The sequence below is a fragment of the Acidobacteriota bacterium genome (assembly GCA_034211275.1).
GTDB lineage: Bacteria > Acidobacteriota > Thermoanaerobaculia > Multivoradales > JAHZIX01 > JAGQSE01.
The window spans coordinates 1-26,085 of sequence record JAXHTF010000083.1 but is presented as its reverse complement, the minus strand read 5'-3'; the positions used below and the strand labels follow the sequence as shown (position 1 = coordinate 26,085).

9 protein-coding genes are annotated in these 26,085 nt (G+C 70.3%); 6 read left to right on the top strand and 3 right to left on the bottom strand.

The genetic code is table 11. The annotated features are described in order from the left end of the window. The 3 genes from SX243_13870 to SX243_13860 all read right to left on the bottom strand — a co-directional run. Positions 1-4,211: amino acid adenylation domain-containing protein (locus SX243_13870; GenBank protein ID MDY7094051.1), on the bottom strand; the 4,211-nt coding region annotated here is incomplete at its 3' end. Further along, positions 4,208-12,244 carry an amino acid adenylation domain-containing protein gene (locus SX243_13865; GenBank protein MDY7094050.1) on the bottom strand — a complete coding sequence of 2,679 codons (8,037 nt, stop codon included), beginning with the start codon at positions 12,242-12,244 and terminating at the stop codon, positions 4,208-4,210. The genes SX243_13865 and SX243_13870, both read right to left, overlap by 4 nt. Positions 12,245-12,311: 67 nt before the next feature. Further along, positions 12,312-16,172, bottom strand: a complete 3,861-nt coding sequence (locus tag SX243_13860) for an HAD-IIIC family phosphatase (protein ID MDY7094049.1) — start codon at positions 16,170-16,172, stop codon at positions 12,312-12,314. Positions 16,173-16,559: 387 nt separating this feature from the next. On the opposite strand from SX243_13860, the gene SX243_13855 reads away from it, so the two are divergent. The 6 genes from SX243_13855 (at position 16,560) to SX243_13830 (ending at position 25,896) form a co-directional block, all read left to right on the top strand. After that, complete coding sequence (locus tag SX243_13855; protein MDY7094048.1) at positions 16,560-17,393, top strand: sigma-70 family RNA polymerase sigma factor; 834 nt, start codon at positions 16,560-16,562, stop codon at positions 17,391-17,393. Positions 17,394-17,493: 100 nt separating this feature from the next. Next, positions 17,494-18,837: a TolC family protein gene (locus tag SX243_13850; protein ID MDY7094047.1), complete on the top strand. Its 1,344-nt coding sequence runs from the start codon at positions 17,494-17,496 to the stop codon at positions 18,835-18,837. Further along, positions 18,834-20,048, top strand: coding sequence for an efflux RND transporter periplasmic adaptor subunit (locus SX243_13845; GenBank protein ID MDY7094046.1), 1,215 nt, complete (start codon positions 18,834-18,836; stop codon positions 20,046-20,048). The genes SX243_13850 and SX243_13845 overlap by 4 nt, the downstream gene beginning before the upstream one ends. Positions 20,049-20,096: 48 nt before the next feature. Next, positions 20,097-23,441 (top strand): CusA/CzcA family heavy metal efflux RND transporter, encoded by a 3,345-nt coding sequence (locus SX243_13840; protein MDY7094045.1) that lies wholly within the window; start codon positions 20,097-20,099, stop codon positions 23,439-23,441. A gap of 95 nt (positions 23,442-23,536) precedes the next feature. Beyond that, the gene (locus tag SX243_13835; GenBank protein ID MDY7094044.1) at positions 23,537-24,958 is read left to right on the top strand and encodes an MBL fold metallo-hydrolase; all 1,422 of its coding nucleotides are present in this window, start codon (positions 23,537-23,539) and stop codon (positions 24,956-24,958) included. A gap of 44 nt (positions 24,959-25,002) precedes the next feature. Next, a complete protein-coding gene (locus SX243_13830) occupies positions 25,003-25,896 on the top strand; it encodes a hypothetical protein (GenBank protein ID MDY7094043.1) in 894 nt (297 codons plus the stop codon). The last annotated feature ends 189 nt before the right edge of the window (positions 25,897-26,085 follow it).

Sequence of the window (26,085 nt, the reverse complement as noted above, 5' to 3'; positions counted from 1 at the left end):
GCCGAAGACGCCCCCGCGGGCTTTGGCGACGCTCCGCTACCGGCCGGCGGGGTGCCGGCCTGCTGAGGAAAGCGTCCGCTGGGCAACGGCAGCTCCGCCACCGCCGTCGTCTCGTCCCGCGCCACCGCTTGCAGCAACGCCGTCAGATCCTGAGCCAAGGCCTCGCCGGTGGCGTCGGTGAAGCGGCCGCCGTCCACCTCCAGCACCAGGCTCAAACCATCCTCCTGGCGGCGGAAGAAGAAGACGAAGTCGAAGGCCGCCGAGCGCTGCCCCGCCGGGGTCTCCAGCAGCCGCCAGTCGAGCCCCGGCAGCTCGAGCTCTTCCAGCGGCATGCTCTGGTAGGCCACCAGCACCTGGAAGAGAGCCTGGCCGTCCGCCGTGCCGGCGGCGCCGAGCTCCTGTACCAGCTTCTCGAAGGGCAGATCCTGACGGTCGTAGGCCGCCTCCGCCACCCCGCGGGCGCGCCCCAACAACGCCTCGAAGCTCTCCGCCGGCACCACCGAGCAGCGCAGCGGCAGGGTGTTGATGAAGCAACCGACCAGATTCTCCACCGCCTCCTGGGTGCGCCCAGCCACCAGCGTTCCGAGGGTCAGAGCCGGAGCGCCGGTGGCGCGGTGCAACAAAGCGTAGAGCGCCGCCGTCAGCACCGTGAAGAGGGTGGTGCCGCGGCGCCGGGCCAGGGCTTCGAGCTCGTCCATCAAGGCCGAGTCCATCCGCCGGGAGATCAGGAGCACCGGATGCGCGTCCCGGCCCCGCACGTCCGGCTGCAGACGCTCCCCGGGGCCCGCCGCCGTCAGCCCTGCCGCCCGCCACCCGGCGACCTGCTCCGCCGCCGCCGGAGACTCCAGCCAGCGGCGTTGCCAGCGGGCGAAGTCGGCGTACTGCAGCGGCAACTCGGGGAGCGGCAACTCGGGGAGGTCGCCGTCACCGGCATCCAAGCCATAGAGCACCGAGAGCTCCTGCACAAAAGGCCCCAAGCTCCAGCCATCGCAAGCGATGTGGTGCACCACCAGCAGCAGAACGTGGCGGCGGGGGCCGCGGCGCAGCAGGCGGCAGCGCAGCAGGCGTCCTCGGCGCAGGTCGAAGGGGCGGGCTTGGGCCGCCGCCGTCAGCTCCGGGATGAGACTCTCGCCATGGAAAGTCTGCAGATCGATGACCGGCAACAGCGCTGCTGAATCCCGGATCGGCTCCCCCACCTCCGCCCGCGGCGAGCCGTCGACCTCGACGAAGCGGGTGCGGAGGGTTTGATGCCGCTCCTCGATGCACCCCAGGGCCGTCGCCAGCCTCGGAACGTCGAGCTCTCCCTCCAGGTCCAGCGCGAAGGCCAGATTGAAGGCGTTGCTCGCCGGGTGCAGCTGCTGGTGCAGCCACATGCGCTCCTGGGCGTAGGAGAGCGGGGCGGAGCCGCCGTCATTCGCCGTCGTGGGGCCTTCGAGGCGCGGGGCAGCTCCGGCAGCCTGGCCCAGCTCGTCGATGCGGGCGGCCTGCTGCGACAGCTCCGGATGGGCCATGAGGTCGGAGAAGGACATGGCCACGCCGAGGCGGGAACGCACCCGGGCCAGCACTCGGGTGGCGTTGAGGGAGTGACCGCCAAGGGCGAGGAAGTGGTCCCGCCGGCCGACGCCGGGGACCTCCAGCACCTCCTCCCAAATCGCCGCCAGGCGAGCCTCGGTCCCCGGCCGCGGCGGCTCCGCCTCCCCCCGCACCAGATCTGCCACCCCGGGAGCCGGCAGGCGGCGGCGGTCGACCTTGGAGTTGGCGGTGAGGGGGAGCTCAGCGAGCCTTACGTAAGCCGCCGGCACCATGTACTCCGGCAGCTTCCTCCGCGCCAGCTCTCGCGCCTCCGCCGCCACCGACGGCGGCGCCGATTCCGGTACCACCAGATAGGCCACCAGGCGGGCGCTCTCGTCGGAGCTGCGGGTGGCCTGCCCGGCAGTGGAGTCGGAGTCGGTGCGCACCATCACCACCGCGGCGCTCACCGCTGGATGCTCCAGCAGCGCCGCCTCCACCTCACCGGCCTCGATGCGGAAACCCCGCAGCTTGATCTGGTGATCGATACGCCCCAGATATTGCAGCGAGCCGTCCTCGCGATAGCGCGCCAGGTCCCCGGACCGATAGAGGCGGGCACCGGGGACCTCGGAGAAGGGATCGGGTACGAAACGCTGGGCGGTGAGCCGCGGACGGCCCAAATAGCCCCGGGCGATGCGCCCGCCGCCGACGCAGAGCTCCCCGGGGATGCCGATGGGGGCGAGCCCGGCGACGGGGTCCGGCGGAGCGGCGAGCCGCGGCTCGAGGATGCGCAGGCTCTGGTCCGGGATCATCACCCCGACCCCCGGATCCCGGCCGGCAGCCGCCGCCTCCACGTCCTCCCGCAGCAGGCGGCGATAGGTGCCGTGAACGGTGGTCTCGGTGATGCCGTAGAGGTTGATCAGCTCCGGCGCCGCGTCCCCGTAGGCCTCCACCCACGGCGCCAGCGCCCGCACCTCCAGGGCTTCACCGGCGAAGGCCACCGCCCGCAGCGCCCATCCGGGATCGAGCTCGGGGCCGGCGGCGGAGATCTCCTGCTCCGCCCGCAGCAGGGCGAGGAAGGCCGACGGCGTTTGGCTGAGGATGGTCACCCGCTCCTGCCGCAGCAGGCGATGGAAATCCCGCGGCGAGCGGGTCACCTCGTAGGGCGCCACCACCAGCCGCGCGCCGTAGAGGAAGGCTCCCCACAGCTCCCACACCGAAACGTCGAAGGCGAAGGAGTGAAAGAGGGACCACACGTCCTCGGCGCCGAAGCGGAACCACTTCTCGGTGCCCGCCAGCAGATCCACCGGGTGGGAGTGGGGGATGAGCACCCCCTTGGGCTGCCCGGTGGAGCCCGAGGTGTAGATGATGTAGGCGAGGGAATCCACCGACGCGGCGGGTGGGGGATCGGTGTCGGGTAGGGGGTCTCGGCCAACCTCGGGCAACAACTCCTCCCAGACCAACCGCGGGACCGCCGGCGCATCGGTCTCCGCCGACAGCAGGCCCGCCAAGGAGCGCTGGGTGAGCACCAGGGCGGCGCCGGAGTCGCGCACTACGAAGGCCAGCCGCGCCGGGGGATAGACCGGGTCCAGGGGCACGTAGGCGCCGCCGGCCTTGAGCACCGCCAGGATCGCCGTGACCATCTCCACCCCGCGCTCCAGCAGCAGCGCCACCGGCACCTCCGGACCGACCCCCAGCTGCCGAAGCCGGTGCGCCAGGCGGTTGGCCCGGGCGTTGAGCTCGCCGTAGGTCGCGGTCCGGTACTCACCCTCCGGCCCTCGGAAGGTCACCGCCGGTGCCTCCGGAGTGCGCCGCGCCCAGCCCTCGAAGCCCCGATGAAGGGGCTCCCGCCGCAGGGTCTTCCAGCACATGTCGCCGCCCCCGGGATTCCACGCCAACAGCCGGCGCCCCTCGGCCTCCGGCAGCAGTGGCAGCCGCCAGACGGATTCCTCGGGGTGGCGGCACACCGTCGAGAGCAGCGTGCGGTAGCGAGTCAACCACCGGTGGGCGGTGGTTTCGTCGAATAGCCCGGCGTCGTATTCCAGGTGCAGAATCCAGCCCTGGGCCGTGTCCTCGACGGTGAGAGTCAGGGCGAGAGCGGAAGCGAAATCGGAGGACTCGGCGCCCGCCGCTCCTTGGTCCGACCCATCTTCCGAACGATCCGAGGGTCCGCTAGTGGCCTGGTAGGCGAAGGCCACCGGGGTCAGGGCCCGCAGGTCTCCCAGTTCCTCCCAGTCTACGGGGCTGTGCTCGCGGGCTTTCCGCCAGGCCTCCTCCACCTGCCCCAGCCAGGCCAGGAACGAAGGTCCGCCGGCAAGCTTCGTGGGCAGAAGAAGAGGGCTCGACTCCTCCTCCCCCGCCGCCATAACCCTCACCACCAAGGCGAAATCCTGCTGCCGCGAGGCCCGGGCCAGCAGGATCTGAAACGCCGCCAGGGCCACCACCGGCAAAGACGTACCGGCGCGCCGAGCCAGCTCCTCCACCAGCGCTGGATCGTCGAGCCAAGGCTCCCCCAAGCGCTGATTGGAGGGAGCAGGCTGCTGCGCCGGCCGGGGATGGTCGGGAATCAGCTCCAGGGCCGGTACATCCCGCACAAGCTCCCGCCAGAAGCCCCCGCGGGGCTCCTGGGCGCGCTCCGGGGAGACCGTCTCCTGCGCCCCCACCTCCTGCCGCGGCACGGCGTCGGCGATCTTCGGGCTCATGCCTCCTCCATCAGCAGGGCGCTGGCTTCTTCCTCGCTCAGCTCCTCGAGCTCGGCGATGACCAGATCCTCGATCTCCGCCGCCAGCTCCGCCACCGTCGGCGCCTCAAAGAGCAGACGCAGGGGGAGCTCGATCTCGAAGAGCTCCCGCAGCCGCGCCATGGCCTGGGTGGCCAGCAGTGAGTGGCCGCCGAGGTGGAAGAAGTTGTCCAGAGCGCCCACCGGCTCCACTCCCACCACCTGCTGGAAGATCTCCGCCACCGCCTCCTCGACGTCGGTGCGCGGCGCCAGATACTCCCGCTCCGGCAGCGCCAGCTCCCCCTGCTGCGCCGCCAGCGCCTTGCGGTCCACCTTGCCGTTGGCGGAAAGGGGCAGCTCGTCGAGGGTGAGGATCGCCGCCGGCACCATGTACTCCGGCAGCTGCGGACGCAGGAAAGCTTCCAGATCCTCGTCCTCCGAGCCCTCCCGGCGCACCACGAAGGCCGCCAAGGTCTGATCGCCACGGGCGTCCGGCAGCGCCAGCACCACCGCCTGGGCCACCCCCGGCCCGCGGCTCAGCACCGCCTCGATCTCCCCCAGCTCGATGCGGTGGCCGCGCACCTTGACCTGGTGATCGATGCGCCCCAGGAAGTCCAGCTCCCCCTCCGGCAGATAGCGCGCCAGATCGCCGGTGCGGTAGAGGCGGGCGCCGGCCCGGCCGAAGAGATCAGAGCCCGAGAGAGCAGGGGCGAAGGGATCCGGACGGAAGACCTCCGCGGTGCGCCGGGGCTCGTCCAAGTAGCCGCGGCCGACGCCGAGACCGCCCACCCACAGCTCCCCCGCCACTTCCACCGGCGCGGGCAGACCGCCGGGGCCGAGGACGTAGAGCTGGGTGTTGACCACCGGCCGGCCGATGGGCACGGTGGCCAGCTCCGGCGGCAGATGCGTCGGCAGGAAGGCATGGCTGACGTCGTCGGAACATTCGGTGGGGCCGTAGGCGTTGACCAGCCGCGCCCGGGGATAGCGCTCCTGCCAGCGGCGGGCCAGCTCCGGCGGCAGGGCCTCGCCGGTGGGCACCAACCAGCGCAGCCGGGCCAGCCCGGGAGCGTCCACCGCACCGTCGAGCATCATCCGCAGAATCGACGGCACCGTCTCCAGCACCGTCACCGCCTGATCCTCCACCCGCCGCAGCAGCTCCGCCGGATCGTGGGCCACCTCGTCCTCGAAGACGTGGACCTCGCCCCCCACCACCGCCATGGCGAGGAATTGCCACACCGAGATGTCGAAGCATTGGGACGCCGTCTGGGCCAGCCGGTCCGCCGGCCCCAGCTGCAGGTCCCGGATCTTCGCCAGCAGATGGTTGACCATGCCCCCCTGCATCACCATGGCACCCTTGGGCTTGCCGGTGGAACCGGAGGTAAAAATCGTATAGGCCAGGTCGTCGTGGCGGGGCGGCGAAGAGGGTACGGAAGGAAGTGCAGAAGGAAGTGCAGAAGGAGGCGTCGATGGCGCTGCTTCGGCCTCCAGCGGCACCACCTGCAGGCCGGGCACCGCCGCTGCCAGCTCGCCGCCGCGCTCACCGTGAGCTCCATCCACCAGCAGCCATCCGGCGCTGGAGGCTTCCAGGATCTGCTGCGACCGCGCCGCCGGATGCCGGGGATCGAGGGGCAGATAAGCCGCCCGGCGCCGGAACACCGCCAGCATCGTCACCAAGAAGAGGGTCGAGCGGTGAGCCAGCAACGCCACCAGATCGCCGGGTCCGATGCCCGCCGCCGCCAGCCGCTCGGCGAGGGCGTCGGCGTGGGCGGAAAGCTCGCCGTAGGTCAGAGCCTCGCCGCGGAAGCGCACCGCCACCGCCGGAGCGCGCATCCGCACCACGGCGTCGAAGAGCTCGAGGAAGGTCTCCGCCGGCAGCGTCACGGCGCTGTCGTTCCACTCCCACAGAACCTGCTGGCGCTCCGCCGGCGACAGCAGCGGCAGCCGCGCCACCGGTGAGTCGGGCTGCTCCAGCACCGCCTCCAGCAGGCGCCGGTAGTGACGCCCCAGGCGCTGGGCGAGGGTGCGTTCGAAGAGGGCGGTGGCAAAGTGCAGCGCCGCGCTGATGGAGCCGTCGGGCTGACGCAGGAGCTCGAAGAAGAGCTCGAAGCGGGTGGTGCCGCTCTCCACCCGCAGCGGCTCCAGAACCAGCCCGGGGAGCTCCAAGCGCTCCACCGGCGGCTCCTGGAGTGCGAACATCACCTGGAAGAGAGGCGAGCGGGCCAGATCGCGCTCCGGGTTGAGCTCCGCCACCAGTCGCTCGAAGGGCAAGTCCTGGCGGGCGTAGGCTTCCAGGGTGGCGTCCCGGGCCTGCTCCAGAAGCTCGCCGAAGGGCAACTTCGCCGGCACCCGGGCGCGCAGCACCAGGGTGTTGACGAAGAAGCCGATGAGGGGCTCCAGCTCCTGCCGCGGCCGGCCCGCCACCGGCACGCCGACGCTCAAATCCCCCTGGGCGGTGGTGCGCCGCAGCAGCGCCTGAAACGCCGCCAACAGCACCATGAAGAGAGTGGCCCCGCGCTGCCGGGCGAAGCCTCCGAGGCTCTCCACCAGCTCCGCCGGCAGCACCAGCCACTCGGTGCCCCCCTCCGGCGCACTCTCCGGCAGAGGCCGGCGGCGGCGCGGCAGCACCAGCGCCGGCGGCGCGTCTTGCAGGCGCTCCCGCCAATACTCCAGCTGCCCTTCCAGCGCCTCCCCCTCGAGCAGTCCTCGCTGCCAGGCGGCGTAATCCGGATATTGCACCGCCAGAGGCGCCAGCTCCGACTCGCCGCCGGCGGCGTAATGCTCTCCCACTTCCCGCAACAGCAGCGCCATGGACCAGCCGTCGGAGATCAGGTGGTGCATGGCGAAGAGCAGGGCGTGGCGCTCTTTCTCCAGGCGTACCAGGGTCAGCCGCAGCAGCGGTGCCCGGCCGAGGTCGAAGGGGCGGCGGGCGTCCCGAGCCACCAGGCGATGGAGCTCCCGGCGGCGGGACTCCTCCGGCAGGGCGCCGAGATCGACGGCGGGCAAGGGCAAGGCCACCCGACGGCGCACCCGCTGCCGGGGGCTGCCCTGATGCTCCACCAGCTCGCTGCGCAGCACCGCATGGCGGGCCACTACGGAGCGGAAGGCGCGGGCCAGGCGCGCGGGCTCCAGCTCGCCCCGCAGCTCGACGGCGCTGGGCAAGTTGTAGGCGGTGCTGCCGGGATCCAGCTGCTCCAGGAACCACAGCCGCTCCTGGGCGAAGGAGAGCTCCAGCTCGCCGCCGCCCCCCCCTTCAAACTCCCCGAGCAGGGAGCCGGCGGGAATCGGCGGCAGGGCCGGAGCGGCCTCCTGGGATTCCTCGCCCTCCTCCAGCAGCCGCGCCAGCTCCGCTACCGTCGGATGCTCGAAGAGGCGGCGCAGAGACAGGTCGTAGCCGCAGACGCCGCGCACCCGGGAGATCAGCTGCATGGCGAGCAGCGAATGACCACCGAGATCGAAGAAGCCGTCGTGGATGCCCACCGCCTCGACTCCCAGCACCTCGCACCAGATCTCCGCCAGCCGGTGCTCTAACTCGCTCCTCGGAGCCGCCCCCTCGCCCTCTTCAGCGGTCCCCGACGGCACCACCCAGGAGGCCTCCTTCGCGCCCCGCTCCAGGGACCGCCGGTCGATCTTGCCCACGGGAGTGCAGGGCAGCTGGTCGAGGAAGGCGTAGGCGGCGGGGAGCATGTAGCCGGGGATCCGGCGGCGTAGGAAGCGGTGAACCTCGGCGGCGGTCTTGGCGGTCTCTTCTGCTTTGCCGGCGCCTCCCACGACGACATACGCTCCCAGGCTGAGGCCGGCGGCCCCGGAACGGGCGATGACCAGCGCCTCGCGCACCGCGGGGTGAGCTCCGAGGGCCGCCTCCACCTCCCCCAGCTCAACCCGATAGCCACGAATCTTGAGCTGCTGATCCCGCCGCCCCCGGAACTCCAGCCGGCCGTCGGCGAGGCGGCGGACGAAGTCGCCGGTGGCGTAGAGACGGGCGCCCTCCGACTCAGCGCTCAGAGGGTTCGAGAAAGGATCCGGCCGGAAGGCATCGGCGGTGAGCCGAGGCCGCCCGAGATAGCCCCGGGCGATGGCGCCGCCGCCGAGATAGAGTTCTCCGAGAACCCCCAGCGGCACCGGCGCGCCCCGCGGGTCCAGCACGTGGGCGGCGACTCCAGGCAGGGGCCGGCCGATGGAGTCATCCCCCGCTCCCCTATTCCCGGCGCCGGCGTCCGCCGCCGTCGCCACCACCGTGCCCTCGGTGGGACCGTAGGTGTTGAGCAGGCGAGGACGGCCTCCGTGCTGCTGGGCCAGGCGCCGCCAGGCGTCGAGACGTTCCTGAGACGCTCCCTCGCCGCCGATGATCAGCAGCCGCAGGCTCGGCGGGAACCAGGAGCGAGACGCCGGGGCGGCGGCCTCGTGCTTCGTCTCCAGATCCCGTTTCGTTTCCAGATCCGCGACCAGCTGATGCCAGAAAGCCGTGGGCAGGGTCGCCACCGTCACCCCATGCTCGGCGCACCCCAACAGGAGCTCGCCGGCATCGAGCATCGCCTCGCTGCGCAGCACCAGGGCGCCGCCGGCGGCGAGGGTGGGGAAGATCTCCTCGATGCTGGTGTCGAAGCTGACGGAGCAGAATTGCAGCATGCGGTCCGCGGCGGTGAGGCCGTAGGTGGCCAGCGCTCCCCGCACGTAGTGCACCGCGGCGCCGTGGGAGATCACCGTGCCCTTGGCCTCACCGGTGGAGCCGGAGGTGTAGATCAGGTAGGCGGCGTCGGCGGCCTGCACCGCCGGCAGGGGTACCGGCGCCGGGCCGCCCTGGAGGGCGTCGTCGAGGAGCAGCTCGGGGATGCCGCAATCCGGCGTCGTGGCCAGCAGTGCCTGGGTGGTGAGGAGGAGGGCGGCACCGCAGTCCTCGAGCATCTGGCGCTGGCGGGCCTCAGGATAGTCGGGATCCACCGGCACGTAGGCGGCACCGGCCTGGAGGGTGCCGAGCATGGCGACGATGACCGCCGGCCGGCGGTCCACCCGTAGCGCCACTCGGCTGCCGGGCCCGACGCCCCGCCGCCGCAGCCGATGGGCCAGCCTGCGGGCGGCGCCCCAGAGCTCACCGTAGCTCACCACGCCGCCGGACCAGATCACCGCCGGCGCTTCGCCATCCGCCGCCGACTCGTTCTCCATGAGGGCCGCCACCAGGCCGTGGAGAGTCTCCGGGATCTCTTCTCCCGTTCCATCGGAAGAAGTCTCAGGAAAGAAGACCGCGTTCTGCTCCGCCACCAGCTGGTGCCGCTGCGCCGCCGGGAGCAAGGGCAGATCTTCCAGCGGGCGATGCGGCTCCGCCAGCGCGGCCGCCACCAGCACGGCGAAGCTCTGCGCCCACCGGCGGGCGGTGGTGGCGTCGAAGAGGTCGCGGTCGTACTCCAGCGAACCCTCGGCTCCCTCCCCCCGCTCCGCCAGGCTGAGGAAGAGATCGAGGTGCGCCGCGCCGCGGTCGATGATCAGTGGCTCCAGCTCCAGCCCCGGCAGCTGCAACGCCTCGGTGGGCAAATTCTGCAGCGCGAAGAGCACCTGGAAGACCGGATGATGGGGCAGCCGGCGATCGGGATTGAGCTCCTCCACCAGCCGCTCGAAGGGCAGGTCCTCGTGCTCGAAGGCCTCCAGCACGGCCTTCTTGGCGGGCCCCAGGGCGTCAACCAGGGAGCTACCGGTCGCCCGGCGCAGCCGCAGCGGCAGGGTGTTGGAGAAATAGCCCAGAAGCCCCTGGACCTCGGGCCGCCGGCGCCCCGCCACCAGCACTCCCGTCACCGTATCCCCTTGACCGGCCAGACGCCCCAGAAGGACATGGTAAAGGGTGTTGTAGACCATGAAGGGAGTCACATCCCGAGCCTCTGCCAGCTTTCGCACCGCCGCCACCGTCGCTCCCGGTAGAGCGAACTTGAGCGTCCGGCCCCGGTGATCGGAGCTTTGGGAGCGCGGGCGGTCGGTGGGCAGCTCGAGGGTTTCCGGCGCGTCCTCCAGCGCCCGCTGCCAGTAGCCCAACAGACGCTCCAGCGCCTCCCCCTCCAGCTGCCGCCGCTGCCAGACGGCGAAGTCGGCGTATTGGATCGGCAAGGGCAGCAGCGGTGACGCACTCCCCCCTTTCGAGTAAGCCTCGTAGAGGGTCCGGATCTCCGCCAGCAGCACCCCCAGCGACCAGCCGTCCGCGGCGATGTGGTGCACCGTCAGCGCAGCGATGTGGTCCTCGGCTCCCAGGCGCAGCAAGAGCCCTTCGATGAGCCGGCCGGCGGCGAGGTCCAGGGGCCGGCGGCCGGCGCGCGCGGTCAAGTCGTCCGCCAGCTCCTGCGCTAGCTCCGAGGCCCCGGTCTCCGCCAAACCGGAGAGGTCCACCAGCGGCAGCGGGACGTTCCTTTCCCTCGGCGCCGGCGCGGCGATCTGCACGCCCTCGCCGTCCTGCTCCTGGAAACGGGAGCGCAGCACCTCGTGCCGCTCCAGCACCGTCGCCAGCACCCGCCGCAGCACCGCCGGCCGCAGCTGGCCCCGCAGGCGCACCGCCAGCGGCAGGTTGAAGGCGGCGGTGCCGGGCTCCCAGCGTTCGAAGAAGAAGACCCGCTGCTGAGTGAAGGAGAGGGGCAAAGGCCCATCCCGGGGCACCGTCGGAATCCCCCGGGGGCGCTCCTCGCCGCCGCTCTGCTGCTTGCGCTTGCGCAATGCCCGCAGAGCCAGGAGGGTGCGCAGATCCGCCGCCTTCGACGCTTCTTTCTTGGCGGGTTCCTCGGCGGGATCCTCGGCGGACACTGCGGCGGCTTCCTTGCGCTCCGCCAGCGTCTCCAGGTAGCTCTGGAAGCCGTCCATGGAGGTCTCTTCCAGCAGCCGATGGGCCGCCGCCCGGGACTCCGCGGCGACGCGCCGGTAGTGCTCATCGTCCTGCAACAACCGCGTCAGCGCCTCGCGCCAGGGGCCGATGTCCTGCTCCGGGACCTTGGCCACCGGTAGATTGCGCTCGTCGAAGGCGTTGGTGTAGCCCTCCAGGGGCCGCACCGGCAGCAGCGGCTCGACCCCCAGCTTGGCCTCCGGCAGGCCGCCGACATCGGAAGCCAGCACCGGCAGGCCCCGCAGCAGCGCCTCCACCGTCGAGCGGCCGTAGGCCTCGTGCCACAGCGAGGGCATGAGCAGCACCCGGGTGCGGGCGAAGATCTCGTCGATGTCGTCCACCGGGTCGAGCACCGTGACGTTGGGCAAGGCCTCCATGCGCCGGCGATCCTCGGCGGTGGTGCCCCAGGTGGGAACCGCGGCGAAGGAAACCTCGGGCAGAGACTCCGCCAGCGGCAGGAAGATGCTGATGCCCTTCACCGCGCAGGGATTGATCATGGTGACGAAGCGGTCCCCAGCGCCCAGCCTCTCCAAGCTGGAAGCCTCGAGCTGGCGGGCGCCGAAATCCGGGAAGGGGCCGGTGCCCAGGGTCAGAACCGGCAGCCGCAACACCTTCGCATCGAGACCGCCCCAGCGGCGGATGTAGTCGCGCAGGAAGTCGCTGATGCAGGCGATGCCGGCGGCGCGGCCGAGCATCTCCCGCCGGGCCTCGCTGGGGGCGAAGGAGTCGGGACCGAAGGGCAGGTTGAAGGTGGTGCGGGCGAGGTAGACCACCCGCTCCGGTGCCGCCTCCAGGGCCGCCTCCAGCAGCACCTGGCCGGTGTCCTCGGAGGAGACCAGGATCCAATCCGGCTGCAGCCGCTGCGCCGCCTCTCCCACCGCCTTGGCCAGCTCGCCGCGCTGGTGCACGGCGTGCACCTCGACGCCTTCGAGGTGGAAGCGGTCGGTGCCCGGGACGGTGCCGCCGAGGACGTCGATGCCGCGCTCCGCCAGCGCCCGGTGAAAGCCCGACCGATCTTCCAACCCCACCTGCACTCCCACCGCCGGCGCCACCGCCGCACAGCGGTGGCCGCGACGAGCGAGATCTTCCAGCAGCAAGCGATTGCCCTTGCTGGCACCCCCCAAAGCCGGCACCCAGGTGGTGTTCTGGACCAGCAGCAGCCTCACCGAGCTCCTCCTCCCCAGATCCCCGGCCGAGGCTCGACCGCAGACAGCATCCGCTTCGAGGCCAGCTTCAAGAGCCGCTCCCGCGGAGCGCCGCTTGCTCTTCCTCCAGCAGCGCCTGGACTTCTTCCTCCGACAGACCTTCGAGCCCCGCCAGGTCGGCCTCGTCCACGTCACCGATGAGCAGCTCCTCGATGACCCGACCGATGCCCTCCACCGTCGGATTGTCGAAGATGGCCATGAGCGGCAGATCGACGTCGAAGTCGAGCTGGATGCGCGACAGGATCACCGTCCCCAGGAGGGAATGGCCACCGATGCGGAAGAAATGCTCGTGGACGCCGATCTTCTCCAGGCCCAAAACGTCGCACCAGATCTGCGCCACCTGCTCCTCGATGGGATTTCGCGGGGCGACGTAGGGCACTTTCTCCCGGGCACCGGCAGCGTCGCCGGAGCCGCGTCGCTGCAGGATCTCCCGGGCGATGGCGTCGACGTCGCAAAGCTCCAGCGCCCGCTGGTAGAAGGCCGGCGGCGGACCGGCAGCAGCACCGGCACCCTCGGTGGACACCTTCGCGGTCCCGGCGGCGGCCGGCTCCGGCGGGGGCACCTCCGGCGGCGTTTCCGGCCGAAGCTGCCACGCTGCAGCCTCCGCCGCCGGCAGGCGCAGCCGAAAGCCGTCGCCCTCTTCGCTCTTGTCGGCCCCCGGCACCTGCGTCGAAGCCTGCTCTAGGAAGCGCGCCATGGGAGCGTTGCGATGGGTGGGCCGGAAGGGGATCTCCACCGCCTCCAGACCGTGGTGCTGGGCCACCCTGCCCAGCTCCGCCACCAGGCGGTGCTCGACGCCGCGGCCCAGGGTGCGGCAACTCATGAGCAGGTTCTCCACCTCCAGCGCCGTCTCCCCCAGGCGATAGAGAGAGCAACCCACCAGGCCGTAGTCGCCGAAGCGATCCCGCACCCGCACCACCCGGCAGCCACCATCGCCGGGGGCATCGAGGAAGGTCGTCACTTCCGCTTCCGAAAGCACCCGGGTGGTGGCGTTGAATTGGGTCACCCGCTGGGTCATCTGGGAGACCCGGGGCACGTCCTCGGCGCTGAGGGGCCGCTGCTCTACCTCCAGCTCGAGGCCGGCGAGGAACTCCTCCAGGCTCGGCGCCGACCGGCGCAGCTCCTCGCGTTGCTGATTGGCCTGGTAGAAACCGGCGCGTCGGCGGTCTTCCTCGGTGACCTGGAAGCGGTCGAAGGGCCAGGCGTGGGCAAGGAAGGTCTGCATCGAGGCTTCCCCCAGCTCCGGACCTTCTGGCTCGGGTAGGGGCAGGACCGTCACCGCCGGGCAGCTGGCTCGCACCTCGGCGCATTCCACCGGGTTGTCGTCGAGGAAGACGAAGCGGTCGAGACCGAAGCCCAACTCCTCCGCCAGCTCCCCCAAGGCCTGGGATTTGGGCTCCCAGGAGATCTTTCGCGCCACCACGTGGTCCAGGCTCAGGGGCATCTCCTGGCGGCGGCGGAAGACCTCCACCACGTCGGCGTCGGCGTTTTTGCTCACCAGCGCCACCAGCATCCCCGCGTCCCGCTGCTGCACCAGGAAGTCCTGCAGCCGCCGGCGGGCCGGGCCGAGACCCACGCCGTCGGCCCCCACCTCGGCGCAGGCGCCGTCCCACAGGGTGTTGTCGCAGTCCACCGCCACCACCTTGAACGGCGGCCGCCGCAGCGCCACCACCCGGCGGGCCAGCAGGGTCCCCAGAGCAGTAAAGTACTCCGGCGTGAAGGGCACGTGCCCCACCTCGTCGGTGAACGGGTCGTGGATGCGGGGGACGGGATAGAGTTCCGCGACTTCGCCGGCGGTGACGGGATAGACGCCGTCCAGCGCTTTCAGCCCCTGGGCCAGCCGGGCGTCCAGGGCACGCCAGAAGCCCGGCTGATCCGCCGGGTCGGGCGACGGGCAGACCGCCACCAGCCAAGGGATCGGGCTCTTCTGCGCAGCACTGGCTCCCACAGCATTGGCCCCGACAGCATTAGCCCCCACAGCATTAGCAAGTGCCGCCAGCAGCTCGTCCACCCGCTCCTGAAGCTCGTCTCGGGAGGGCAAAGCCTCCGCCTCGCCCCGGTAGTGCACCCAATCCGCCAGCCGCAGCAGCACCAGGTTGACGCCCTGGCGATTGGTGGCGAGGGCACTGGTGGGGTCGAGGAGCTGTTGGAAGACCTGGTTGTAGGGCGCCAGCTCGATGCGGGGCTTCCAGCCCGCCTCTTCGAGCCAGAGCTCCAGGGGCTCGCCCACCAGATCGGCGGTGAAGGTAGCGGCGACGGCCACCGGCAGCTCCGGTGCCTCGCCGGAGGCCTCGTCGGGGATCTTTCGGGAGCCTTCTTCGGGAGCCTCTTCCCGCTGCCGCTGCACCTCCCGCAAATCCAGCAGCCGTCGGGGGATCTCCAGCGTCGCCAGGGGCTGATCCGGATCCGCCGCCAGCGCCATCAGCGCCGCTCGGTAGAGCTCGGCAATAGCCTCCGCGGTGGCGGGCTCGAAGAGATCCGTGGAGTAAACCAACAGCCCTTCCAGGCCCCCTCCCAAAGCACTATCCCGCTCCTCCATGGAGAGGTCGAGGTCGAAGGGTGCCTTGTCCGGCAACACCTGCAGGAAGTCGAGGTCGAGGCCCGGCAGCTTCAGATCCCGCAGCGGCTGGTTGTTGAGGCGGAAGAGCACCTGGAAGAGGCCGGCCTCGCCGCGTCCGGTATCTTCCGCCTGCTCCCGCAGCACCTCCACGACCTTCTCCGCCGGCAGATCCTGGTGCGCCAGGGCCCCCAGGGTCGCCTCCCGCACCGTCGCCAGCAGCTGCCGAAGAGTCCCCTGCTCCTCCAGCCGGGCGCGCACCACAAGGTGGTTGGTGAAGCAGCCCACCAGGCGCTCCAAGGGGCGCTGGCCGCGGTTGCTCACCGACAGACCAATGCCTATGTCGGCCCCAAGATCAGCCTCACGGTCGACCCCACTCGTTGCGTCAACGGCGAGCCTCGCCAGCACACCGTGGAAGGCCGCCAGCAGGGTCATGAACAGGCTGGCGCCCTCGTCGACGCTGAGGCGATTGAGGGCCTCGGCGGTGGCGGCGTCCAATGAGAAAGCGTGGGTGCCACCGCGGCTCGCCGGCACCGCCGGCCGGGGGCGGTCCGTCGGCAGGCCCAGGCGCGGGTCGTAGCCGTCGAGGGTCCGGCGCCAGAAATCCATCCGCTGCTCCAACAGCTCGCCGGTGAGGCGCTCCTGCTCCCAGGCGGCGAAGTCGCCGTATTGCACCGGAAGCGGTTCCAGGGGCGATACTACGGCTTCGCCGGTTTCCAGGCGCGCCTGATATTCGGCGCCCAGCTCTCCCAGCAGCAGGCCTACGGACCAGCGGTCGAAGATCAGGTGATGGATGGTGAAGACGAAGACGTGGCGGTCGGCGGCCTCGCGCACCAGAACGGTGCGTAACAGAGGCCCGGCGGAGAGATCGAAGGGCTCCAGGGCGTGGCTTCTGGCCAGCTCCACCACCCTCCGGCGCCGCTCCTCCGGCGGCTGTCCCGAAAGGTCCAGGAAGGCCATGGGTGGTGGCGGCGCGTCGAAGCGCTGGCTCGGCCGGCCGCCCTGCGAATCCACCGCCGCACGCAGAATCTCGTGCCGCTCCACCACGGCCTGCAGTGCCCCCTCGAAGGCCGACGGCTGCAGATCCCCCACCAGCTCGACGGTGAGAGGAATATTGTTCGCCGCCGCCTCCGGGCGCAGCTGGTCGAGAAACCACAATCGCTGCTGGGCGAAAGAGAGGGGGAAGCTCTGCCCCTGCCGCGGGAGATGTGGAATCTCCCTGGCTCCGGCGGGCGGTTTCGCCTTCTTCTTGCGCAGCTTCTGCAGCTTGCGCCGCAGCAGTTCTTGTTCCTCCGGGGTCAGATCGCCCAGGTCCTTCAACACATCGTCCATTCCAAACTCCTGGGTTGGACTCAAAAAAAGCATCCCCACCGCCCCTCGGCGGTCGCGACAACCAAGATCCCTCTGCTGGATCCCTAAGACTTAGCAGTCAATTCCAGGACGGAAAGCCGCGTCGCGGGCGGTGGCCTCACTCTGGGTGAGTGCTCCGCCCCGAACTGCCCGGGACAGCTGAGCCGAGACCCGTCCCCAAAATCAATGGAAATCGAGAAAAATATCTCTCAGCACAATTACATTTGACGTATACGCGACTTCCTCTGCTCAATAAATACCTATGATTTCATCAGGCACCAGTTCCTTCATGGGAAGTCATTCCGCAAGCCCGGTGGTTCCATTCCCTGGTACTATCTACGGCTCTTGAGGACGAGAGTTGAGGTCGCGATGAAGGAACTCCCCCCAAACAGCCCACCAGATCCCCACGAGCTAGCGGCTCTCCCCGCCCAGGAAGCCCTCACCCAGCTGGTGGACGAGGAAGGAGGGCGCATCTATCGGGTCGCCATGAAGCTCTGTGGGCACCCGGAGGACGCCGCCGACCTGGTGCAGGACGTCTTTCTCGAGGCCTACCGACACTGGGATCAATTCCGCGGCGACGCCCAGCCCACCACCTGGCTCTACACCATCGCCGCCCGCGCCTGCCAGCGAGCCCGGCGCAAGCGCTCCGGCGAGCCCAAGGTCCTGGAATCTCTGGACGACCTTTTGCCGAGACCCCAGGACCGCATTCCCGACCTGGCGACGGTGGAGGAAGGGCCCCTGGCCCAGCAGCTGCGCAAAGAAACCCGAGAGCGAGTGGAAGCGGCCATCGCCGAGCTGCCGGAGCACTACCGCATGCCGCTGGTGCTCAAAGAGATCCTGGAGCTGCCGGTGGCGGACGTGGCGCAGATCCTGGACCTCAAAGAGGCGACGGTGAAGACCCGGCTGCACCGCGCCCGGCTGCAGCTGCGGGAGGCGGTGGCGGAAGGGCTGCCCCAGCGCTCCGCCCCCCATCCCAATCACGACCGCCAAGTCTGCCTCGACCTGCTCGCGGCGAAGCAGGAGGCCTTGGACCGCGGCGTCCCCTTCCGCGTGCCCCCGGAAGAGCTCTGCACCCGCTGCCAAGCGCTCTTCGAGACCCTCGACCTGACCCAGAATGCCTGCCGCCAGCTACGCCAGGGGGAAATGCCCCCGCAGCTGCGCCAAGAAGTGGTGGGCTCTTTCGCCGAATCCGCCGGCGCCTGACCCCGCCGGATCCCGGTCCGGCACCCCCTCGTCCCCGAGTCGCTCCGAAAGTCTGAAACCTCCCGGCCCTTCCGTGCCTCCTACCCAATGGAGGTGATGGATGACTCTTCACGGCAGAATTTCGGCGAGAACAGCGAGGCCCCCCTGGGGAGTCCTGGCGCTGGTGGCCCCCCTAGCGCTGGCGACAAGCCTGGCGCTGGCGGCCCCGCTGCTGGCTGAGGAAACGACAACCGACTCGAGGCCTCCAGCGGAGCAGCGTTTGCTCTCCAGCCTGGAAGCTGCCCTGGTGCAGCCCATGGCCCAGGCGGCGGCGGCTCGGCGTGAAGCCCAACGCCAGGAGATTCACGCCGGCACCGCCGCCGCCGCTCCGGAAGTGGAGTGGCAAAGCGAAGGGCTGGATTCCAGCTTCGGGCGCGAGCTCAACGCCGTGGACAGCCTGCGGCTGCGCAAGGAAGTCCCCCTCTTCGGTCAACACAAAGACGGCCGGGCGGTGCGGCACCAGGCGGACAAGACCCTGGAAGCCGCCGGGCGGCTGCAGTCCTTGGAGATCGCCGGCGAGGCGGCGCGGGCCTGGCTGGACTTGGCGGTGACGCTGGAGCAGCGCACCCTCGCCGAGCATCGTCTCACGCGCCTGGACCGCGCCCTGCTGATCCAGCGCAAGCGCCTGGAATTGGGTGAGGTCGCCGGTGCGGAGGTGGCCCAGCTGGAGCTCCAGCGAGCCACCGACGACCTCGCCCTGCGCACGCTGGCGGTGCGCCAACGGAGCCTGGAGGAGCGGCTACAGCTCCTCGCCGGCGACGCTCCAACACCCCATGGGGGAGACCTGGCGGAGCTGGTGACGAGCTTGCCGCCGGTGCCGGCCGAGCCCGAACGCTCCGCCAGCCCCTACCGCGATGCCGCGGAGCAACAGCTGCTGCTGGCGGAGCGCGAGGCCGACTGGACCCGTGGCCGGGCCTGGGGATTGCCGGAGCTGGAATTCCAGATCCAGCGAGTGCCCAGCCTCGAGGGCCAGTCCGCCTTCGAAAGCTACGGCCTGCGGCTCGCCGTCCCACTGCCCCTGGGCCGCTCCGGCAAGGCGCGCAAGGCTGCTGCCGCGGCGCGGACGGATAGCGCCAACGCCGAGGTCCGCATCGCCACCGCCCGTCTCGAGCAGCGCCTGGCGGAAAGTCAGGCCGCCCTCCAGAACGCCCGCGAGACCCTCGGGGAGCTGCGTCCGCTGGAGGCGGAGCTGCCGTCCACCGAGCATTCCCTGGCGGAGCAATTCCGCCTCGGAGCGGTCTCCTACCTGGTTTACATCGACGGCCTGGCGCGCCTGGACGGCCTCCGCTCCCAGTTGGTGGACGTCCGCCGGGCGCTGCTCCAGGCCCGACTGGAGCTAGGCCTGCTCCTCGCTTCCGAACAGTACTTCCCCCTGCCCCCGTCGCTCCTGGAGGACCCATCATGAACGCCGCCGGATACCGCCTTCGCCATCACTCTCGGTCCTCGGGGCCGGGGTCTTCCTCCCCAAGACGCGCCCGGAGGCCCTCCCTGCGATCCACCGCAGCGCTGCTGGCCGGGAGCGCCCTCGTCCTCCTACTCGCCTCACCGGCGACGGCCCGGGAAGCGAGCCGGGTAGAGCTCGATCCCCAGGCCGAGGCCCGCGCCGGCGTGCGGGTAGAGGCGGTGGACTCCCAAACCTTCGACGACCGGGTGCGCACCGTCGGCCGCATCGTCCGCTCCCCCGGAGCCACGGTCACCGTCAAGGCCCTGGTAGAAGGTCGGGTGGACGAGCTCTACGTCGCCCCCGGCGACTCGGTGAAGGCGGGCCAGGCCCTGGTGACCCTGCACTCCCACGACCTCCACACCCTCAAGGCCCAATACCTGCGCGCCCGGGAAGCGGCCAAGTTGGCGGAGAGCCGCGTTTCTGCCGGCGAGCAGCTCCTGGCCCTCGAAGGCATCAGCCGACTGGAGCTGGACCAGCGGCGCCAACAAGCTCTGGCGGCGCGGCTCGAAGTCGACGCGGTGGAGGCGGAGATGCAGCACCTGGGCTTCCGGGCCGGGGAAGTGGCCAAGCTCTTCGGCGACCCCAACTGGGAGCCGCGACTAACCTTGCGGGCGCCCAACGGCGGCGTCGTCCTGGATCTGGAAGTGGAGACCCACGGCTGGGTGGAACGGCTGGCACCGCTGATGATGATCGGCGATCCTCAGCGCCTCGAGCTGGAGCTGCAAATTCCTCCGGACCAGGCGGATCGGGTCCAGCCCGGTGACCGGGTGAGCTTCGTGCCGGTGGGACGGCCGGAGCTAGGCGGTACGGCGCGGGTGATCACCCGGGTCCCCGCCGTCGACCCCACCACCCGCACCGTCACCGTCCGCGCCGAGATCCTCGACGGCGGCGGCCAATCCCTGCCGGGGGTCTTCGTCGAAGGCACGGTGCTCCACGGCACCGCCGAGACCATGCCCGTCGTGCCGGTGACGGCGGTGATCCGCCTGGCCGGCTCGGACCACGTCTTCGTACGGGTCGCATCCCACACCTACGAAGCCCGGCCGGTGCGCATTGGCCGGGCGGAAGAAGGCCGCTACGAAGTGCTCGACGGTCTGCGCTCCGGCGAGAACGTCGCGGTGGAGGGAGTCTTCCTGCTCAAATCCGCGCTGCTGCGCTCCGAGGACGCTCCCTAAGAGCTCCGCCCCCGTTTCCGAGCCCCGAGAACCTCCGGAAAGGACACGATGATGCACCGTTTGGTCGAGCTTTCCCTGCGCCACCGCCTGGTGGTGATCCTCTTCGCCCTGCTGCTGGCAGCGGCGGGGCTGCGCTCCTTTCTGATGCTGCCCATCGACGCCTTTCCGGACGTCACCAACATTCAGGTGACGATCATCTCCCAGGCTCCCACCCTCTCGCCCCTGGAGGTGGAGCAGCTGGTGACCTACCCGCTGGAACAGGCGTGCACCGGGCTGCCCCACTCCACCGAGGTGCGCTCGCTATCCAAATTCGGGCTCTCCATGGTCACCGTCGTCTTCGAGGACGGCACCGACATCTACTTCGCCCGCCAGCTCGTCTTGGAACGCATGCTCTCCGCCCGGGACCAGCTCCCGGACGGCGCGGAGTCGGGCCTGGGCCCCATCTCCACCGGCCTCGGCGAGGTCTACCAATACACCCTGGAGAGCGACCAGCGAGATCTCATGGAGCTGCGGGAGCTCCAGGATTGGGTTCTGCGGCCGGTCCTGCGGACGGTGCCCGGCACCGCCGGGGTCGATAGCTTCGGCGGCTACGTGCGCCAATTCCAGGTGGTGGCGGATCCGGCGGCGCTCCGCCGCTTCGACCTCACCCTGGGGGAGCTGGCGGATGCGGTGGCGGCCAACAACGGCGTCGCCGGCGGCGCCTACGTGGAACGAGGCGGCGAGCAATTCGTCGTGCGCGGCGACGGCTGGGTGCGCAACCTGGAAGACCTGGGGGATACGGTGGTGGCCTACCGGGACTCGGTGCCGGTGCTGCTGAGCCAGGTGGCGGAGCTGCAGATCGGCCACGAGCTGCGCCAGGGCGCCATCTCCCGAGACGGCCAGGGCGAAACGGTAGCGGGCATCGTCCTGATGCTCCGCGGCGCCTCCGGCCGGGAGGTGGTGGACGGTATCCGGGAACGCCTGGAAGCCGCCCGCGCCAGCCTCCCGGAGGACGTCGAGATCGTCCCCTTCTACGACCGTAGCGAGCTGGTGGAGACCGCCCTCGGCACGGTGCAGACGGCGCTGCTCCAGGGAGCGGTGCTGGTCACCCTGGTGCTGCTCTTCTTCATGGGACACGTGCGCTCCGCCCTGCTGGTGACCCTGCAGCTGCCCATGGCCGCCCTGGCCACTTTCGTGGTGATGCAGGCGGTGGGGCTTTCCGCCAACCTCATGACCCTCTCCGGCCTGGCCATCGCCATCGGCATGTTGGGAGATGGGGCCATCGTGTTGGTGGAGAACACGGTCCGCCTGTTGGCGGGAGGGGAAGACTCTCCCGAAGGCCGTACCGGAGCGGTGCGGCGCTCGGCCCTGGAAGTGCTGCGGCCGATCTTCTTCGGCGTGGCGGTGATCATCGTCGTCTTCCTGCCCATCGCCTCGCTCCAGGGGATGGAGGGCAAGATGTTCGCTCCCCTGGCCTACACCATCTCCATCGCCCTGGGCTGCTCTCTGATCCTCTCCATGACCCTGATCCCGGCGCTGGCGTCGCTGCTGCTGCACAAGGTACCGATCTTCAGCACCGGCCGCTTCCGCCACCCGGCGGACTATCTGCGCAAGCTCTATCGTCCGCAGCTGCGCTGGGCCCTGAACCACCCCCGCTGGGTGTTGGCCATCGCCGTCGTCCTGGTCCTCGGGGCCGCCGCCCTGGCCCCCACCCTGGGCACCGAATTCCTGCCGGTGATGGACGAGGGCTCGGTGGTGGTCCAGCCCTTCCAGCTGCCGTCGGTCTCCCTACCCCAGGCGCTGGACACGGTGCAGCGCATCGAGAGCGCGCTGATGGAGTTGCCGGAGGTGCGCCACGTGGTCAGCCGCACCGGCCGCTCGGACATCTCATCGGATCCCATGGGGGTCGGCGAGAGCGACGTCTACGCGGTGTTGGCACCGCGCTCGGAGTGGACCACCGCCAGCACCAAGGACGAGCTGGTGAGCGCCATCCGAGCCAAAATGGAGCAAATCCCCGGCGTCGATTTCGGCTACACCCAGCCGATCCAGATGCGGGTGGACGAGCTGCTTTCCGGAGTCAAATCCCAAATCGCGGTCAAGATCTTCGGCGACGACCTCGGCGAGCTCGCCGACCTCGGTGAGCGGGCCGCGGGGCTGCTAGGCGAAGTGCCCGGCGCCGCGGACCTCAAGGTCGAGGCGGTGGAGGGTCTGGGCTACCTGGAGATCCGGCTGCACCGACAGCGCCTGGCCCGCTTGGGCATCAGCGTCGCCCAGGTCCAGGAGCTCATCGAAACCGCCATGGGCGGCCGCGTGGTGACCACCGTACCGGAAGGGGAACGGCGCACCGACGTCGTGGTGCGGCTGCCGGTGGACTTCACCTCGCGGGTAGAGAATTTGCGTTCCCTGCCCCTGGCCACCCCCGGCGGCGAGCAGGTGCGCCTCTCCGAGGTCGCCACCATCGAGCTGGCGGACGGTCCGGCCCAGATCTCCCGGGAGGACGGCCGGCGCCGGGTGGTGGTGGAGCTCAACGTGGTGGGCCGGGACATCGGCGGCTTCGTCGCCGAGGCCCAAGAGACCTTGCGCCAGGGCCTCGACCTGCCGGTGGGCTACTACACCACCTGGGGCGGTCAATTCGAGCAGCAGCAGCGGGCCATGGCGCGGCTGCAGGTGATGGTGCCCCTGGCGCTGCTGCTCATCTTCATCCTCCTCTACCTCAACTTCCACGCGGTGCGGCCGGCGGTGCTGATCCTGGTCAACATTCCACTGGCCCTGGTGGGCGGCATCGTGGGCCTCAAGCTGTCCGGGCTCTACCTCTCCGTCTCCGCCTCCGTCGGCTTCATCGCCCTCTTCGGCATCGCCATCCTCAACGGCCTGGTGATGATCGAATTCTTCACCAAGCTCGAAAGAGAAGGTCAGAGCCGGTGGGACGCCATCGTCGAGGGCGCCGAGCTGCGGCTGCGGCCGGTGATGATGACCGCCGCCACCACCGCCCTGGGCCTGCTGCCCCTGGTCTGGGCCAGCGGCGTCGGATCCGAGGTCCAGCGCCCCCTGGCGGTGGTGGTGGTCTCCGGCGTGGTGACCTCGACGCTGCTGACCCTGCTGGTGCTGCCGGTGCTCTACCATCGCTTCGGCGGCGCCGAGATCGCCGCGGCGCAGGTGGCGGAGGTCCATCCCCCGTCCCCCGAAACCGCCGACGTCTACCCCTCGGGCCTCCATGCCGTCGCCCCCATCCCCGACGCCGACTCCGCCGAATCGCAGGGGGCCGGCCCGGAGGAGGCTCCTGCCGAGGATGCCCCCGAAGCGGAAGCGCCACCGGCGGCGGAGTCGACGGCGGACTCGGAAGCGGAGCCGGTGGCGGAGGATCGAGAGCCGGATCCCCGGGAGGAACGAGCCTCCGGCAGCGGGTCGCGCTAGCGGTGATCGACGAAAGCGGGAACCTCCGGCAGCTTCCGTGCCTCTCATGAGATAAGAGGGGGACGAGACCACCCTCGATTGCAGGAGGAAACACCATGCTCTTTCGCCAGATCCGCGACCCCAAGCTTTCCCAATACGCCTACCTGGTGGGCTGCCAGCGCACCGGTGAAGCGTTGATCATCGACCCCCAACGGGATGTGGACCGCTACCTGACGCTGGCGGAGGAGGAAGGCCTGGACCTGGTGGCGGCGGCGGAGACCCACATCCACGCCGACTTCCTCTCCGGAGCCCGGGAGCTGGCGGAGGCTCACGGGGTCAAGCTCTACCTCTCCGCCGAGGGCGGCCCGGACTGGCAATACGAATGGGCCCGCCACGGCGACTACGACCTGCACCTGCTGCGGGACGGCGACACCTTCGAGATCGGCCAGATCCAAATCCAGGCGCTGCACACCCCCGGCCACACCCCGGAGCATCTGAGCTTCCTGGTCACCGACCGTGGCGGCGGCGTTCAGGAGCCCATGGGCATCGCCACCGGTGACTTCGTCTTCGTCGGCGACCTGGGGCGGCCGGACCTGCTGGAAACCGCCGCCGGCCAGGCGGGGCAGCAAGAGCCCTCCGCCCGCACCCTCTACCAAAGCGTCAAGAGCTTCCTGCATCTGCCGGACTATCTCCAGCTGTGGCCCGGCCACGGCGCCGGCAGCGCCTGCGGCAAAGCCCTGGGAGCGGTGCCCTTCTCCACCGTCGGCTACGAGAAGCGCTTCAACGCCTCCATCGACGCCTCCCGGCAGAGCGAGGACCATTTCGTCGATCAGATCCTCGAAGGCCAGCCCGAGCCGCCCCTCTACTTCGCCACCATGAAGCGCCTCAACCGGGAGGGGCCGCCGGTGCTCATGGGGCTCCCGCGGCCGCCTCGCCTCTCCCCCACGGAGGTCGCGGCGGCGCTCCTCGACGGCGTGGTGGTGGTGGACACCCGCAGCGACCGCCGGCGCTTCATGGAACACCACCTGGTGGGCTCCCTCTACGCGCCCCTGGACAACACCTTCCCCACCATCGCCGGCTCCTACCTGCGGCCGGAGGACGACATCCTGCTGGTAGTGGATCCGGAATCGGCGGACGAGGCGCTGCGGGACCTGGTGCGCATTGGCTTCGACCGGGTGGTGGGCTACGCTCCCCCGGAGGTCCTCAACCACCCCACCCTGGCGGGCCATCGGCAGGAGATTCCCATCATCGCCTTCCCGCGGGTGGCGGAGCTGGTAGACGGCGACGAGGCCGTGCCGCTGGACGTGCGCAGCGCCGCCGAGCACGCCGCCGGCAGCTTCCGCCGCTCCCTCAACATCCCTCATACGCGCCTGCTGGATCGGCTTCAGGAGGTGCCCAAGGATCGGGAGGTCCTCACCTACTGCGCCTCCGGCGCCCGCGCCGCCGCCGCTAGCGCGCTGCTTCAACGCTCCGGCCGCAAGGTGCGCTATGTCGACGACGACTTCGCCCACTGGCACGGCGCTCGCCGGCCGGCCTGAACCGGCTTCGATCCCAACTCGACCTTTCTCTAGGAGGTTCCGCCATGTTCCGCAAGATCCTGCCTTGGTCCCTGGTGGCCCTGGCCTTCGTATTGACCGCCGGAGTCTTGACCGCCCAATCCGCTTCCTCCCCGGGCCTCGAGCCGATCTCCGAACCGGCGCTGGCCTTGATGCAGGAAGCCATCCAGGACGAATACCGAGCCCACGCCCTCTACCAACAAGTGGTGACGGACTTCGGCGAGGTTCTGCCCTTCCTCCACACCATGGAGGCGGAGCTACGCCACGCGGCGGCCCTGGAGCGCCTCTACACCCAGCGCGGCCTGAAGCCCCCGGGCCCGCCGGCGGACACCATGAACAAGAAGATCCGCCGCTATGAATCCGTCCTCGCGGCCTGCACCGAGTCGGTGCAGAGCGAGATCGACAACGTCGCCATCTACGACCGGCTGCTGGCCCTGGAGCTGCCGCCGGACGTGCGCCGGGTCGCCGAGTTCAACCGCGAGGCCTCCCAAGAGCGCCACCTCCCCGCCTACCAGCGCTGCGTCGACGGCGGCGGCCAATACACCATGGGGCAGGGCTGCCGCCACGGCAAGGGCAAGATGAAGGGCGCCGGCCCAGGCCAGGGCCCAGGCCAGGGCATGTCCCGCGGGATGGGGCCTCGAGACGGCTCCGGTCCCCGAGCCGGGACGGGCAATCAAGCCGGCATGGGGCCCCGCGATGGCTCCGGCCCCGGTGCCGGAATGGGGCCAGGGGCTGGAATGAGGCAGAGAAAGATGGATGGCTCCGGCGCCGGTGCTGGCCCCGGAGCTGGTCCCGGCCAGGGCCGCGGCTGCTGCGCCAACTGCCCTATGAAGGCTGGTAGCGACACCGCCGCCGCGCCGGAAGCATCCGGCGATAGCGCCGAATCATCCGAAGACGCCCCAGCACCTCCGGACGCCTGAACCTCGGGACTTTCGATGAGGGCGGTGGGGGCACCAAGAGCCCTCACCCCCTCGATCCCCCTCTCCCAGCCGCCCCTAACCCCCAACCGGTAGAGGGGGACGCCCCCACCCGACCCACCGGAGCCTGATGCTGCATCTCGGCCTGGTGCTAGGGCTTTGAGCTTCCCCCTCTACCCTGCCCGCTGCATA

What these genes read in the sequence shown, in the direction of transcription:
- SX243_13845 (MDY7094046.1), top strand. Translation starts at nt 18,834, where the DNA reads ATGAACGCCGCCGGATACCGCCTTCGCCATCACTCTCGGTCCTCGGGG.
- SX243_13855 (MDY7094048.1), top strand. Translation starts at nt 16,560, where the DNA reads ATGAAGGAACTCCCCCCAAACAGCCCACCAGATCCCCACGAGCTAGCG.
- SX243_13860 (MDY7094049.1), bottom strand. Translation starts at nt 16,172, where the DNA reads ATGGACGATGTGTTGAAGGACCTGGGCGATCTGACCCCGGAGGAACAA.
- SX243_13840 (MDY7094045.1), top strand. Translation starts at nt 20,097, where the DNA reads ATGATGCACCGTTTGGTCGAGCTTTCCCTGCGCCACCGCCTGGTGGTG.
- SX243_13835 (MDY7094044.1), top strand. Translation starts at nt 23,537, where the DNA reads ATGCTCTTTCGCCAGATCCGCGACCCCAAGCTTTCCCAATACGCCTAC.
- SX243_13830 (MDY7094043.1), top strand. Translation starts at nt 25,003, where the DNA reads ATGTTCCGCAAGATCCTGCCTTGGTCCCTGGTGGCCCTGGCCTTCGTA.
- SX243_13850 (MDY7094047.1), top strand. Translation starts at nt 17,494, where the DNA reads ATGACTCTTCACGGCAGAATTTCGGCGAGAACAGCGAGGCCCCCCTGG.